The 14,700-nt window shown below is 46.6% G+C and carries 13 protein-coding genes; 7 read left to right on the top strand and 6 right to left on the bottom strand.

The genetic code is table 11. From position 1 onward, the window contains the following. Positions 1 to 188: 188 nt before the first annotated feature. Both rraA and EMM73_RS04165 read left to right on the top strand, forming a co-directional pair. Positions 189 to 674 carry a ribonuclease E activity regulator RraA gene (gene rraA, locus EMM73_RS04170; RefSeq protein ID WP_127685192.1) on the top strand — a complete coding sequence of 162 codons (486 nt, stop codon included), beginning with the start codon at positions 189 to 191 and terminating at the stop codon, positions 672 to 674. Positions 675 to 677: 3 nt separating this feature from the next. Continuing rightward, a complete protein-coding gene (locus tag EMM73_RS04165) occupies positions 678 to 1,706 on the top strand; it encodes a formimidoylglutamase (protein WP_127685191.1) in 1,029 nt (342 codons plus the stop codon). A 79-nt stretch (positions 1,707 to 1,785) separates the two neighbouring features. On the opposite strand, the gene hutI is transcribed toward EMM73_RS04165, so the two are convergent. After that, positions 1,786 to 3,021, bottom strand: a complete 1,236-nt coding sequence (gene hutI, locus EMM73_RS04160; RefSeq protein WP_127685190.1) for an imidazolonepropionase — start codon at positions 3,019 to 3,021, stop codon at positions 1,786 to 1,788. Positions 3,022 to 3,147: 126 nt separating this feature from the next. Between hutI and hutC the strand changes: the two genes are divergently transcribed. From hutC to EMM73_RS04140, 4 genes are all read left to right on the top strand, one after another. Then, positions 3,148 to 3,873 carry a histidine utilization repressor gene (gene hutC, locus EMM73_RS04155; RefSeq protein ID WP_127685189.1) on the top strand — a complete coding sequence of 242 codons (726 nt, stop codon included), beginning with the start codon at positions 3,148 to 3,150 and terminating at the stop codon, positions 3,871 to 3,873. Positions 3,874 to 3,885: 12 nt separating this feature from the next. After that, positions 3,886 to 5,562: a urocanate hydratase gene (hutU, locus tag EMM73_RS04150; RefSeq protein ID WP_127685188.1), complete on the top strand. Its 1,677-nt coding sequence runs from the start codon at positions 3,886 to 3,888 to the stop codon at positions 5,560 to 5,562. Between the two features lie 16 nt (positions 5,563 to 5,578). Continuing rightward, positions 5,579 to 7,114, top strand: a complete 1,536-nt coding sequence (gene hutH, locus EMM73_RS04145; protein ID WP_127685187.1) for a histidine ammonia-lyase — start codon at positions 5,579 to 5,581, stop codon at positions 7,112 to 7,114. Between the two features lie 187 nt (positions 7,115 to 7,301). Continuing rightward, positions 7,302 to 9,329, top strand: coding sequence for a methyl-accepting chemotaxis protein (locus EMM73_RS04140; RefSeq protein WP_127685186.1), 2,028 nt, complete (start codon positions 7,302 to 7,304; stop codon positions 9,327 to 9,329). 723 nt (positions 9,330 to 10,052) lie between these two features. Here the strand turns inward: EMM73_RS04140 and EMM73_RS04135 are convergent. Both EMM73_RS04135 and EMM73_RS04130 read right to left on the bottom strand, forming a co-directional pair. Beyond that, the gene (locus EMM73_RS04135) at positions 10,053 to 10,670 is read right to left on the bottom strand and encodes a hypothetical protein (RefSeq protein ID WP_127685185.1); all 618 of its coding nucleotides are present in this window, start codon (positions 10,668 to 10,670) and stop codon (positions 10,053 to 10,055) included. 198 nt (positions 10,671 to 10,868) lie between these two features. Continuing rightward, positions 10,869 to 11,768: a bifunctional GNAT family N-acetyltransferase/hotdog fold thioesterase gene (locus EMM73_RS04130; protein WP_127685184.1), complete on the bottom strand. Its 900-nt coding sequence runs from the start codon at positions 11,766 to 11,768 to the stop codon at positions 10,869 to 10,871. A 35-nt stretch (positions 11,769 to 11,803) separates the two neighbouring features. On the opposite strand from EMM73_RS04130, the gene EMM73_RS04125 reads away from it, so the two are divergent. Next, on the top strand, positions 11,804 to 12,421 hold the full coding sequence (locus EMM73_RS04125; RefSeq protein WP_127685183.1) for a class I SAM-dependent methyltransferase: 618 nt from the start codon (positions 11,804 to 11,806) through the stop codon (positions 12,419 to 12,421). Here EMM73_RS04125 and dtd read toward each other — a convergent pair. From dtd to EMM73_RS04110, 3 genes are read right to left on the bottom strand one after another with little or no spacing between them, the layout of a single operon-like run. Beyond that, positions 12,399 to 12,836 carry a D-aminoacyl-tRNA deacylase gene (dtd, locus tag EMM73_RS04120; RefSeq protein ID WP_127685182.1) on the bottom strand — a complete coding sequence of 146 codons (438 nt, stop codon included), beginning with the start codon at positions 12,834 to 12,836 and terminating at the stop codon, positions 12,399 to 12,401. The genes EMM73_RS04125 and dtd overlap by 23 nt on opposite strands. After that, positions 12,833 to 13,807 carry a prolyl aminopeptidase gene (gene pip, locus EMM73_RS04115; protein ID WP_127685181.1) on the bottom strand — a complete coding sequence of 325 codons (975 nt, stop codon included), beginning with the start codon at positions 13,805 to 13,807 and terminating at the stop codon, positions 12,833 to 12,835. The genes dtd and pip overlap by 4 nt, the downstream gene beginning before the upstream one ends. Then, complete coding sequence (locus tag EMM73_RS04110; RefSeq protein WP_127685180.1) at positions 13,804 to 14,694, bottom strand: virulence factor BrkB family protein; 891 nt, start codon at positions 14,692 to 14,694, stop codon at positions 13,804 to 13,806. The genes pip and EMM73_RS04110 overlap by 4 nt, the downstream gene beginning before the upstream one ends. Positions 14,695 to 14,700 lie beyond the last annotated feature (6 nt).

Raw genomic sequence — 14,700 nt, 5'->3', positions numbered from 1 at the left:
GCAGCTTCAGTTGAGACGGGTTCTTAGCCTAGGCAACTGCAGTTGCAACGAGGCGACAGGCGAGTGAGTCCCCATGAGCATAGGTTACTATGTGATTGGGGCGATCGAGAGCTGTCAACGACCTTGCAGCTTCAGTTGAGACGGGTATACTGTGTTTTTGATCAAAGACTTAAAGTTTGGAGCACCAGATGGAATATAACACTTCGGAATTATGTGACCTGTACGCCGACATGATCGATGTGGTTGAGCCCATTTTCGCCAACTACGGTGGCCGCCGCTCTTTTGGTGGCGTAATCCAGACGATTAAATGTTTTGAAGACAACGGGTTAATTCGCCAAGCCTTAGCTGAACCTGGCGTAGGTAAAGTACTGTTAGTGGACGGAGGTGGCTCTTCCCGCCGTGCTTTAATTGATGGAGACTTAGCTTCGATGGCTGCAACCAACGGTTGGGAAGGCATAGTGTGCTACGGTAGTGTGCGTGATGTGGATACATTAGAAGACTTTGACATTGGTATTCAGGCTGTGAACGCTATTCCTGTGGGTGCTGACGATCGGGGTTTTGGGGAACATGAAATACCAGTGAATTTCGGTGGCGTAACTTTTTTACCTGGCGATCACCTCTATGCCGACAATACTGGCATTATTCTGTCTCCTGAGCCTTTAGATCTGGAATAGCAGATGAGCGACAAGCTAATTCGCTATCAGGCCGCCTATTTGGCGGCCTTTCAACAACAGCGTACTGGTGAAACACGTTTAGGACAGGTGATGATCTACCCAGATCCAGTTTTACCTTTAGCTGAAGCTTTAGCTCTGGCAAAACAGCAGGGCTGCGCTTTTGTACTCTTGGGTGTGCCTGAGGATATTGGGCCGCGCGCTAACCTGGGACAGGGCGGATCGGATCTGGGCTGGCAGGCTTTTGTCAGGAAATTTATAAACTTACAACAAAATGAATTTTTAGACGGTTCAGAAATATTGATGTTGGGTGAGCTTAACTGCACAGACTTACAACGGCAAAGCCAAAATGCTGATTTGGCAACTTTACGAACCCTCTGTGCAGAAATCGATCAACAATTAGAACCTGTATTGCTGGCAATTTTTAATGCTGATTTAACTCCTGTAGTCATAGGAGGTGGCCATAATAACAGTTTACCTTTACTCGCTGCTTTATCAAAAAGTGAACAACAACAGGTGAATTGTATTAACCTCGATCCTCATGCTGACTTTCGATTGTTAGAGGGGCGACACAGTGGCAATGGTTTTAGTTATGCCAAGGCTCATGGCTATTTAGATCGTTATCTGGTTATGGCTTTGCATGAATTGAAGAACTCGGCAAGCTCTTTAGCGCAGATCAAATCTGCCGGTGTGGATCTGTTAAGTTACCAACAACTCTTTGTTCGTCAGCAAGCGCCATGGCCAGAATTGCTAACTCTCTGGGTACAACAAAATTCGCAGCGGGACTTTGGTATAGAACTAGACACTGACGCTATTACGGGCATGCCTGTCAGTGCTTACAACAGCTGCGGCCTTTCAGTACAACAGGCAGAACATTTTGTGTATCTGCTGGCCAGCTTTCCAAAAAGTCGATATTTACATCTGGCAGAAGCAGCTCCAGCTCAGCATCCGGCAGGATTGGCGGCAGGTATGAACGACGCGGGTCAGATATTAACTTCCCTTGTCTGCGCTTTTTTGTTCGCAAAACAACGTTAAACAAAAGAGCGCCATTGTTTAGAACAAAATAGTCAAACTTTGGTAAAAAGCCTGGATAAGATAACCCATAGATGCAGAGTTAATTCAGTCCACGAAGATTAATGTCACCCCCTGCTTTTACTAACTGAGTTAAAGCGCTAACCCCCACCTGATAACAGAGTTCTGCAGGTTGACTGATTTGATAAAGACCAAAATCGGCTAATTGCCCGACAGCCAAAGTGCCTCTGTCGGCCATGCCTAAAGCTGCAGCCGCATGCCGGGTGACGCCGGCAATAGCCTCTTCTGGCGTAAAACGGAACAAAGTACAAGCCATATTCAACATTAAAGGCAAATTGCAGAAAGGCGAAGTGCCGGGGTTTAAGTCAGTAGAAATCGCCATAGGCACTTGATGCTGGCGCAGCAGCTCAAAAGGTGGCAGCTTGGTTTCTCGTAAAAAGTAAAAAGCACCTGGTAACAGCACAGCCACAGTACCTGCTGCTTTCATTGCCAACACATCCTGCTCTTGCAGGTATTCAATATGATCGGCAGATAAACCACTGAATTCGGCAACTAAACTGGCACCACCTAAATGCGACAACTGCTCAGCATGAGCTTTGATCGGTAAACCCAGGGCTTTGGCTTTTTCAAACAACAAACGGCTTTGCGCTACCGAAAAACCTATGCCTTCACAAAACACGTCTACTGCATCGACCAAGCCTTGCTGATGCAGTTGCGGCAGCATCTGATCCACCACAAGTTGCATATAGTCATCAGACCGTCCGGCGTAGTCCAGTGGCAAAGCATGAGCGCCTAAAAAGGTTTTCTGAATATCTATTGGATGAGTGCGGTGCAGCTCAGCTGCTACTTCGAGGATTTTTCGTTCTGTCTCCAGATCCAAACCATAACCTGATTTGATTTCAACGGTGGTCACGCCCTGACTCAACAGTGCATTTAAGCGCTGTTTACCCAGCACAAATAACTCTTCATGGCTGGCGGCACGGGTTGCCGCTACTGTGGATTTAATACCACCGCCCGCTTCTGCAATTTGCTGATAGGTCGCACCATTTAAACGCATTTCAAACTCATTAGCGCGGCTACCGGCATAGACCAAATGAGTATGGCAATCGATCAAACCAGGTAACAACCACTGGCCTTTACCATCGTGCAAAGGGGTAGCTAGCAAGTCGGTTGCTGGCAATTCAGTTTTTGGCCCCAGCCAGGCAATACGACCGTCTTTCACAGCCAAAGCGCCATTAGTAATGGCACCATAAGGCTGACCATTATCGGTCATAGTGGCTAAATTGACATTAATCCAAATTGCATCAAAGACTTGCATTTCATTTCCCCGCTCGGCTTATGGCCTGATGTTTCAGCGCTGAAATTAATTCTACCCGATCAACTTGTATATACAACCAAATTCAGCTATTTTTCTTTGCATGCAAACTCAGGCGTTAAAACAGTCATGGATAACAGTGTTGGGCAAAAGAAATTTGCCACTATCAAAGATTATATTTTAAGTCAGGTCGAAACTGCGGCCTGGCCTGAGCATAGTCGTATTCCATCGGAAAACGAGCTGGCCACTCAGTTTGCTGTCAGCCGCATGACAGCACGTCGTGCTTTGCAGGAACTGACCGAACAAGGAGTTCTGTATCGCACTCAGGGCGTAGGCAGTTTTGTCGCTTCGCCTAAGTCGCAATCGTCTTTGCTGGAAATTCGTAACATTGCCGATGAAATTCAGCGCCGTGGTCATTTTCATAAAGCTGAACTGGTGCAGCTGACCAGCCTGCCCTGCCCCGCTGTGGTCGCTACAGCTTTAGGGTTAAGCCGCAATGCACCGGTGTTTTTTTCGCTGATTGTGCATTATGAAAACCAGCAGCCTTTGCAACTGGAAGCGCGTTACGTCAATCCGGAGCAGGTACCGGATTATTTAGCTCAGGATTTTGTGCTGCAAACTCCACACGAATACTTAAGTGCTGTAGCGCCACTGACAGACGCCGAGCACATAGTTGAAGCTGTATTGCCGGATGAACTGACTCGCCAGCATTTAAAAATACCAGCTTCAGAACCTTGTTTACGCCTGACACGCCGCACCTTCAGTAGAGGCGGCGCTGTCAGTTTTGCTTATCTGACCTCTGCAGGCAGCCGCTATCGCCTCGGTGGCCACCTGACTATCCAACCTAAAACTTAAAGAGATAACCCTATGAGCAATCCACGTTTAGACCCAAGCCGTGTGATCCGCGCTGCCCGCGGCAGCGAAATTACCGCCAAGAGCTGGCAAACCGAAGCGGCCAAACGTATGTTGATGAATAACCTCGACCCCGAAGTGGCCGAGCATCCAACCTCTTTAGTGGTGTACGGCGGCATAGGCCGTGCAGCCCGCGATTGGGCTTGTTACGACAAGATTGTTGAAGTGCTGGACAGATTAAACGACGACCAGACCTTATTGATCCAAAGTGGTAAACCTGTAGGTGTGTTCCCGACTCACCCAGACGCACCTCGCGTATTGCTGGCCAACTCTAACCTGGTACCTAACTGGGCCAACTGGGAACACTTTAACGAGCTGGATAAACAAGGCCTGATGATGTACGGCCAGATGACGGCAGGTTCCTGGATCTACATTGGTACTCAGGGCATAGTTCAGGGCACCTACGAGACTTTTGTGGCCATTGCTAAACAGCATTTTGCCGGTGATGCAGCTGACAAATGGGTACTGACAGGTGGTTTAGGTGGCATGGGTGGCGCTCAGCCATTAGCAGCCACTATGGCTGGTTTTCATATGATCGCCTGTGAAGTCGACGAGTCACGTATCGACTTCCGCTTACGCACTGGTTATGTCGACCAAAAAGCCTACAACCTGGATCAAGCTTTAGCTCAGTTGGAAGCAGCCAAAGCTGCTGGTAAACCTACCTCTATCGGTTTGTTAGGCAATGCCGCTGACATTTTCGCTGAATTAGTTGCCCGCAACATTATTCCTGATGTAGTGACGGACCAAACTTCTGCGCACGACCCGTTAAATGGTTACCTGCCACAAGGCTGGACTATGGATCAGGCCAAAGAGCGCCGCCTTGAAAGCGAAACTGCAGTAGTGCAAGCCGCTAAAACCTCTATGGCTATTCAGGTCAAAGCCACTTTAGATATGCAAAGCAAAGGCGCTGTAGCCGTGGATTATGGCAACAATATCCGCCAGATGGCGCTGGATATGGGTGTTGCTAACGCTTTTGATTATCCTGGCTTTGTACCTGCTTATATTCGTCCGCTGTTTTGTGAAGGCATAGGCCCATTCCGCTGGGTGGCTTTATCTGGTGATCCGGAAGATATCTACAAAACAGACGCCAAAGTCAAAGAGCTGATCCCGGATAATCCACATTTACATCGCTGGTTAGATATGGCGCGAGAGCGGATTAAATTCCAGGGTTTACCAGCCCGTATCTGCTGGATTGGCTTAAAAGACCGTGCCCGTATTGCCTTAGCTTTTAACGACATGGTGAAAAATGGCGAACTCAAAGCACCGATCATTATTGGTCGTGACCATTTGGATTCAGGTTCTGTCGCCAGTCCAAACCGTGAAACCGAAGCTATGATGGATGGATCAGACGCAGTGTCTGACTGGCCATTATTAAATGCTCTGCTGAACACTGCAGGCGGCGCAACCTGGGTGTCCTTGCACCACGGCGGTGGTGTGGGTATGGGGTACAGCCAGCATTCAGGAGTAGTGATTTTAGCCGACGGTACTGAAGCAGCCGCACGCCGTTTAGGCCGTGTATTGTGGAATGACCCGGGCACTGGCGTGATGCGTCATGCCGATGCAGGTTATGACATAGCGAAAAACTGCGCCCGCGAACAAGGCCTTGATCTGCCGATGGTTAACCAGAACTAATTTAAAGGATAACAACATGACTTACGCTTTAACCATCACTCCTGGTGAACTGACTCTGGCGCAACTGCGTCAGGTACAACAACATGCAGTGACCATCACATTAGACCCAGCCGCTTTGCCTGCTATTGAAGCATCTGCTGCCACTGTGGCGAAAATTGTCGCCGAAAACCGCACTGTGTATGGCATCAATACTGGGTTTGGTTTACTGGCGAATACCAAAATTGAACAGGACAAACTGGAAACTCTGCAGCGCTCTATAGTGTTGTCACACGCTGCCGGTTTTGGCGACCTGATGGACGACAGCACAGTACGTTTAATGCTGGTGCTGAAAATAAATTCGTTAGCCCGTGGTTATTCAGGTGTGCGTCCACTGGTGATCAATGCGCTGATTAAACTGGTCAATGCCGGTGTCTACCCTTGTATTCCGAAAAAAGGCTCAGTCGGCGCCTCAGGCGATTTAGCGCCTTTATCCCATATGGTATTGCCTTTAATAGGTGAAGGCGAAGTATGCATCGCAGGTCAGATTTACTCTGCCAAAGAAGGCTTAGCTATTGCTGGTTTAGAGCCTATTACTTTAGCGGCGAAAGAAGGTTTGGCTTTATTAAACGGTACTCAGGCCTCTACTGCTTTTGCCCTGGAAGGTTTATTCCGCGCTGAGGACTTATATGCCGCTGGTTCTGTGATTGGTGCTATGAGTGTCGAAGCCGCTATGGGTAGCCGTTCGCCTTTTGATGCCCGCATTCATGCGGTGCGTGGTCAGCAAGGCCAAATTGATGCCGCTTTGATTTACCGTCATTTATTAGGTGAAAGCTCAGAGATTGCCGAATCACATATCGACTGTGAAAAAGTACAAGACCCCTACAGCTTACGTTGCCAGCCTCAGGTGATGGGTGCCTGTTTAGCCCAAATCCGCTTTGCTGCTTCAGTATTATTAGTCGAAGCCAATGGCGTGACCGACAACCCGCTGGTGTTTGCTGCTGAAGATGACATTATCTCTGGTGGTAACTTCCACGCCGAACCTGTCGCTATGGCTGCGGACAACCTGGCTTTGGCAATCGCTGAAATTGGCTCCATTTCTGAGCGCCGTATGGCACTGTTAATCGACTCACATTTAAGCAAATTACCGGCCTTCTTAGTCAATAACGGCGGTGTAAACAGCGGCTTTATGATTGCTCAGGTCACAGCAGCAGCTTTGGCTTCTGAGAATAAATCTCTGGCACATCCGGCCTCTGTCGACAGTTTACCTACGTCCGCAAACCAGGAAGACCATGTGTCTATGGCCACTTTTGCCGCCCGTCGTTTAGCGGACATGGCAGAAAACACCCTTGGCGTATTGGCGGTTGAATATCTGGCGGCAGCTCAGGGTTTAGACTTCCGCGCACCACTGAAAGGCGCTACTGCAGTAGAACAAGCCAAAGCTGTATTACGTCGGGAAGTTAGCTTCTATGACGTTGACCGTTACTTTTCGCCTGATATAGAGAAAGCAGCCGAACTGCTGCGCCATGGCTGTTTAAATTCTTTAGTGCCGGCGAACTTGCTAAGCAGCTTTTAATTTCATAGTTTAATTACTGCTTCCAATAAAGAGCACCAAAGTGGTGCTCTTTTTTTATAAGAAAAAACTAAATTTGCACAGTTCTGGCTAGACCAGTTAAAAAAACTTTGTTAGTTTCAGCTGCGTATATACCTATTGCCTCATTTCTAACCAATACTAAAACCATAACAGCAGTTGGAATTTGTCTATGAAACTTCGCGTCGCACATAAAATTTATCTGGGCTTTGGCTTTATTGCCTTACTGTTACTGGTTGCCAGTTTATCTTCACTATGGAGTTTTGCTGTCGTCAATAGAACCAGTAGCCAAATGAATGAAACCGCAGTGCCAGTGCAACAGCAAAGCAATATGGCACAAATTCAACTGCTTAAACTGGCCAAATTATCAGCTCTGGGTTACACAGCAGAAGATGCAGACAGAATTAAAACCTATCAAACAGAATTTAATCAGGCTGCCGAAGTGTATCGCAACAGAGTGGCAAGTCTTACACCTTTAGTAGCCAAAGAAGCTGTGTTACAAAAGCCTTTAGCTGAAGCTCAACAAACGTATCAGGCTTATCAGCAAGCTGTTGAACAACTCTTTAAAGCACGTTTAGAAGCCATAGCTCAGGGTGACAAAGCAACAACAGAGCTGAAAGAGCTGGAAAATCTGATTGATACTGCTGGCGCTACTTTAGTGGATATCTCCTTTTTGGAAGCGCCGGGTAAAACCAGCCAAATGGAATTACTGGAAGGTGCTGCGGGTCGGGTAGATGGTCAACTCTTAGGATTGCTGAAAACTGTACGTGAAATTGCTGCTATGACAGATCAGGAACAACTCACCACCAGTCAGGAGAACTTAGGATTTGCCTTTAGTGATATGCAAGGCAATCTGGATTACATCGCCAATATAGTCAAACAAGTGGGTGCAGAGGACTTTTGGCAGGATTTTTTAATTCAACTGGATGAAGCAAAAACCAGAGTGGAAGGTACAAATAACCTGGTCAGCATTAAACTGTTGCAGGTAAAACAACTGCAAGAGGCAAGGCAACAACTGGACCTGTCAGAACAGCAGGTGACGCAAGCTGTGGCAGCGCTGGATCAAATGATTGGCCAGGCAGACAGCCAGTTTAATTCGTTACAGCACGATCTGTCTTCAGCGTTAAACTCCGGCACTATCCGCGCTGTGATTATGCTGATTGTTTTGGTCGGCTTGGCACTGGCTGCTGCTTATCTGACCATTAAAGCAATGATCACCCCTTTATCCGGTATCAACAGAGTGCTTGATCGCATCGCCAAAGGTGATTTAAGCCGTGAGCTTACTATCAATTCAGATGATGAGTTTGGAGAACTGTCTGCCAATGTAAATACCTTGATTAAAGCCTTGCGCCAACTGATTGAGCAAATCCAACAAGGTGTCCTTGAATTGAATCAAAGCGCGCACCTATCCAGTCAGGAAGTGAGCGCTATTCATCAGGCTCTAAGTACCCAGCACCATCAGGTAGCCGAAGTTAACGGCGTGACGCAACAGCTGGCGACTAATACCCATCAAATTGCCGAGCAAGCGGATCATGCACAACAACAAATGCAGAAAGCTTTAGCTCAGAGCCAGCAAATTGATCAGGTTTCAGCCGCTAATAACGTTCTGATTCAGCAACTTGCGCAGCAACTAAACGACACAAGTAATACAATGCAGGCAGTAAATACAGAATCAAATAATATAGGTGGTATTCTGACCACTATCAGGGGCATAGCCGAACAAACTAACCTGTTGGCATTAAATGCCGCTATAGAAGCCGCCAGAGCAGGTGAACAAGGCCGGGGCTTTGCCGTAGTAGCAGATGAGGTGCGGTCTTTGGCTGTGCGTAGTCAACAGGCAACAGATGAAATCCGCACTATGATCGCCAGCTTGCAGCAACAAAGTATGCAAGCTGTAAAGTCTATTGAAAAAGGTCAAACCGATGCAATCAACTGTGTAGCGCAAAACAGCCAATTGATGACGGCTTTAGCTGAAATTAATCAGGCGATTGAGGCCATGCATCAGATCAGCGACAGCATCGCAACCACAACCTCTAGTCAGTTAGAGTTGGGAACATCAATAGAGCAGAGCATGCACAGTATGGTCGAGCTGGCTGAACACAGTACAGATAGAGCGACGTCCACTCTGGAGCAGAGTGCCCAGGTCGCTACAGCAGCCAGCACACTGGATAATGCAGTAAGTCGTTTTAAGTTACATTAAGACAATGTTCTCCATCCAACAGCCAGAGCGACAGCGCTGGCTTCTATAACCTTATGGCACTAGTTAACCTGAACTCGGGATAAGCCGTGCCACTGAATAGACATCTTTTCGCGCCTCTCTGCGTTGCTCCGTCTAGCCATAGCTTGCTATGGCGTACGACAAAGCGCCTTGAGATCCTGAAAAATCTGTGCATTCTGTCAGCAAAGACTTTGGTTGCTTAACGTAATTATTTAACTTCGTTGATTTAATTCATTAAATCGAAAAAAGTCGACACTCATTATCCCGAGGTCAGGTTAGTTATTCTCAATGAGCGACGAGTGAAGCTTCCGCTCCTGCTCACGCCCCTTAGCTAGATCCATGTAGGCCACAAAGCTCAAAGCGCCACCAGACGAACCCAAAGGGCTGCGCCTGCAAAAAAACCTGAAAGGTCACACGCTCTAGCAGTGCAGTTATAAAGGGTAGTATATTTTCGGGAATAGCAATTCCAGAACACAGTTCTTGTTATCAGAGTGGAGCAGCCAACCAAATCAGTTGCAATGCGGCAAAAGGTAACATTGTTCGGAAAGATGTGAAAAAAAATGGCCAGACAATGTCTGGCCAGGCAGGAAGTGTGTAATCCGTTATCTTTGTTCGTTCCATGTCTAACATTCGTAAACACTTGATCATCATGACAAATTTAGCGATAAAAACATGACGAAAGTTTTATATAGTTTGATAAGCCCTTTATATCAGTGCAAGTTGCTCAAAATTTTCAGCATTCATGTATTTTTTCAGACGTTGCTGGTCAAAAAGTTCTATGCCTGCTTCTGCAGCAAATAATCGTACCTGGCTGTTCACTTTCTGATAGCAGACCATTAGACCACGCTGGCAATTAAGCGATAACATCTGTTGAAAAACAGCGCGGGCCTGGGCTACGGTCAGGGCTTGCTCCAATTCAGGCTGAATAAAAAGCAATAAAGCGTGCTGCTGGCGACGAACTAAGTAATGAGAGGCATGGCCTTCGACTTCTTCCATTTCACGGCCAAAAAACTGCAATAAAATTTGAGTGTTTTCTCTAAACTGCTGTTGCTGCTTTCCAAGCTTGTGGCCTTGAGGCCACCACATGGGGTTCAGCACTTCTTCCTGACGCTCCAGCTCCAGAAATGCAAGAATGTTAAATATCAAAGCAAACAAAAACATAGCAACAAAGAGCCAGAGCATAGCACTAGACCAGGTCGAACTTAATACCCAGCTTTGACTACCGGACAAAACTGAATACTCGGAAAATAGCAAGTAAATGGCCCCAGCTATTATTCCGGCGGCTGTCGCAACACATGAGCTGATCAACCATTTGTTATTCATTACTGGTACTCCTGACGGATTAGATGAGTTTAGTATCGAATCTGGCAGCGGTTTTTACCTGAATGAACCCTTATATTTGCTTTATATCTGTTTAACCTTTGCAGTTAAAGCTGCAGTTTTGCTGGCGTTGTATTCTCGCCCCATTCATATCGAGAATTGACCGCGACACTGGCAGCAGTAAAAAAATCGCCCCTTCGGTTATTTTTTGGGTAACACAGCAAAACGGCCTTCAAATACAGCCACTTGTATATCATCACAAAAAATACCTACTTTGATATCCAATCTGGCTTTACGTTGTTGACCCAAGGCAGAAAAATCTGACTGACATTGGTGTCGCCAGCAACGGCCTTCAGCCTGATCTGTGACAGGTTTCAAGTAACGGATATGAGCATCCGCCAACACAATGTCACCATCCAGTTGCTGATCTTTCAACAGCAACCAAACCATACCCCAAGCTGTTAAAGTCCCTAGTGTATAGATGCTGCCGGCGAACATAGTCTGATGCAGATTAATATTTGGTTCTAAAGGAATTGAGCAACAGATTTTATGGGTATCCACCGACTGCACCAGCAATTGCATTGAAGCCGACAATGGAATTTTTTGCCAAAAGGTGCGCTGTAACTCAGACTGCCATCGCTGTAACAAATCGGTGGATGCAGAAAAGCTAACAGTTTTTACATAACGATGATGAGCAATACCAAATAATGAGTTGGCGGGTTCAAGGTAGCTGTACCCTACTTTTTGATAAAAACCTGAAGCCGTATCGCGGGCATTCAAAATAATCCGCTGCATGCCCAGCTCCAGCGCAACCTGTTCTAATTGGTGTAGCACCATAGCGCCTAAACCATGACCCTGCCATTGATCTGACACCGCCATATAACGCACCTGAGCCGTCTGCTCGTCTACCTTATGCAAACGTCCAACAGCCACCACCTCGCCGTCTTCTGTGCACACCATGCGATGAAAAGACTCAGCCTCCAACTCATCCTGCTCAGAGCCTTTGGGTTGAGCCCAGGGCGCTCTTAAAATGAGCCAACGCAATTGATAATAAGCTAACCATTGAGCTTCCGTTTGTGGAGCGCTAAGCTGCCAGTTCACATCATCATCCTGTAATCAGTTCATTTGAGGGTATTGTGGAACAAAAACCTAACGCTATACAACACTTAGTCTGGTTTCAAGCGGGGCCACCCCGGCTGGAGCTGACTGAAGAAGGTCCATTTTTATGCCTTTATCTGGACGGTATCATGCAAAGCAAGATGAATCAGTTAGCACCAGCGGCGACACTTTCCAGACATTTGGACCCCATTCTTCTATCATTACAACAGCTTAAACCACAGTCTGTGTTACAACTGGGTTTGGGTGGTGGTGATATCAATCGTTTTATCAGCACTGTGTTACCCAACACTCGGCTGGTTACAGTGGAACTGAATCAGACTGTGATTGATGCCTATCAGCGTTATTTTTGTCTGCACGGCAAAGAAGAGTTTATAGCCCTGCCTGCTCAGGATTTTCTGCAGCACAATACGGAGCAATGGTGTTTTGTGATTTGGGATATTTTTCCTCTTTTTGACGGCTGGCAGCAGGCGATGCAAAAAACATTGGAGCAAAGCGGAACTATTTTGATTAATTTGTCACAACCTGACTATCAGCACCAACTGGAAGCATTACTGACGGAGCGCAGCTATCAATGTCACCCCATAGAAGGCTATCTGAATCTGCTGTACGAAGTTAAGTCTCTAACAGAAAAGTGACAGGGCCATTGTTCACCAAAGCCACCTGCATATCGGCACCAAACTGCCCTGTAGCAACCTCAATACCACAACTTCTGCAATAAACGACAAAGTCCTGATACAATTTCAATGCCGTATCAGGCACTGCAGCAGTAGAGAAACTGGGTCTTAAACCTGAATTGGTATCAGCAGCTAAGGTAAATTGCGAGACCACGAGTAGAGCACCACCAGCTTGTTGCACATTTAAGTTCATTTTGCCGTTTTCATCAGAAAACACTCTGTATTTCAGTACTTTATCGGCCAACTTCTTCAGCTGCTGCTCAGTGTCATCTTTTTCTACCCCAAGCAATACTAATAAACCTGTCTGGATAGCACCGACCACTTGCTGTTCTACAGTGACACTGGCAGAGCTGACTCGCTGGATCAGAGCTTTCATTTAGCTTTTTGCTCCCCAGCTTGTAATTGCACAGCTATCGCCAAACTGGCCTGAACCAAAGCACTACGGATCCCAACTTCCGAAGCAGAATGACCAGCATCCACTACCCATTTCAATTCTGCGCCAGGCCACAGCGAAGCCAGACTAAAAGCGTTTTCAGCTTTGCAGACTATATCGTAACGGCCATGTACTATCTGACAGGGTAAATGATTGATTTTATCTATATTATTAAGCAGTTGATCAGGCTCAAAAAAACAATGATGCTGAAAATAATGATGTTCAATCAAGGCCAATGCCAAAGCCGATTGGGCATCCATATCGCCGCCACAGGAAAACTCGTTAGGTAACAAAGTAGCAATACGGGATTCCCAAATGCTCCAGGCTAACGCAGCTTCCAGCCGAACACTATCGTCCCGATGATGCAACTGCAACTGATAGGCCTCTAAAATATCCAGATGTGACAATTGAGCCACTGGCTGCAAAAAATCCTGATAATAGTCAGGAAAAACCTGACTTGCTCCACCCCCAGCTCGATACAGCCAATCAATATCCTGCTGTCGGCCAAGGAAAATACCACGTAAAATAAAACCCAAACAATGCTCCGGGTAAGCCTGGCCATAAGCTAAAGCTAAAGTACTGCCCCATGAACCTCCAGCAACAACCCAGCTTTGGATCTGCAGATACTGGCGAATTTGCTCCATATCAGCAATCAAATGCGCAGTGCTGTTGCTCTCCAATTGCAAAGCAGGAGTGGATAAACCACAACCTCGCTGGTCAAAAATAATAATATGGTACAACTTTGGGTCAAACAACTGACGATGAAAAGGCGAACTTCCGCCTCCGGGTCCACCATGACAATAAATCACCGGAATACCATCGGGGTTGCCACTTTGTTCCAGATAAATTTGTTGCCCATCAGGAGTTTCTAACCACTGAGTCGCAAAAGTATCTATGACTGCCATTGTATTCATCTGGTGCTGTCCTTTTCTGCTGCTTTTTCGACTTCCGACGCAGCCTGCAGTTCACGTTCTTCCAGCAAAGCCGTTAACTCAGCGCCTAACAACACCACCAGCCACACCAGATAAATCCATAAAAACAAAATGGGAACTAAAGCTAAAGCACCATAAATGGCTTGATAAGAAGGGAAATGGGTAATGTAAAGGGCAAAACCTTTTTTTAACACTTCAAACATCAGGCTGGCGGTTACAGCACCAACCAGAGCATGGCGATACTGCACTTTGGCATTGGGGACCACCAGATACAGCAGGAAAAACGCCAGAATAGAAAACACATAAGGAGTAAGACCCAGCAATACAGAGCTTAACCCCGGGGTATAACCTTCGGCCAGACTGGATAAAGACAAAACATAAGAGGTTATTGCGATGGAGGCGCCAAGCAGGATGGGGCCAAAGGTCAGTACCATCCAATAAATAGAAAACGAAATAATTAAGCGCGGCCGTTTTTTGATGCGGAATATACTGTTAATGGTCTTGTCTATATTGTGGATCAACATCAAGGCCACCAGCACCAAAGCACCAATACCCACAGCTGTCATTTTGCCTATATTTTCAACAAACCCAGCAATATATAACCTTAATTCATCGCCTTTCGCTGGCGCTACATTGGCATACAAAAATGCCTCTAGCTGTTCGCGCAGCTCGCCAAACATAGGAAAAGCACCCATCACCGAAAACATCACAGCAATAAAAGGTACCAGGGACAATAGCGAGATATAGGCCAGATAACCACCAATCACATTGATTTGGTCTTGCTGACAACGTTTGAAATACAAAACTAAAAAATCATTGCCTTTCAAACGCCATTGCTGCAGTTTCTGTTTGTCCCATCCCTGAGCCATCAGGCT

Source organism: Rheinheimera sediminis (genome assembly GCF_004005375.1).
GTDB lineage: Bacteria > Pseudomonadota > Gammaproteobacteria > Enterobacterales > Alteromonadaceae > Pararheinheimera.
This window is presented reverse-complemented; position numbering and strand designations above follow the sequence as displayed.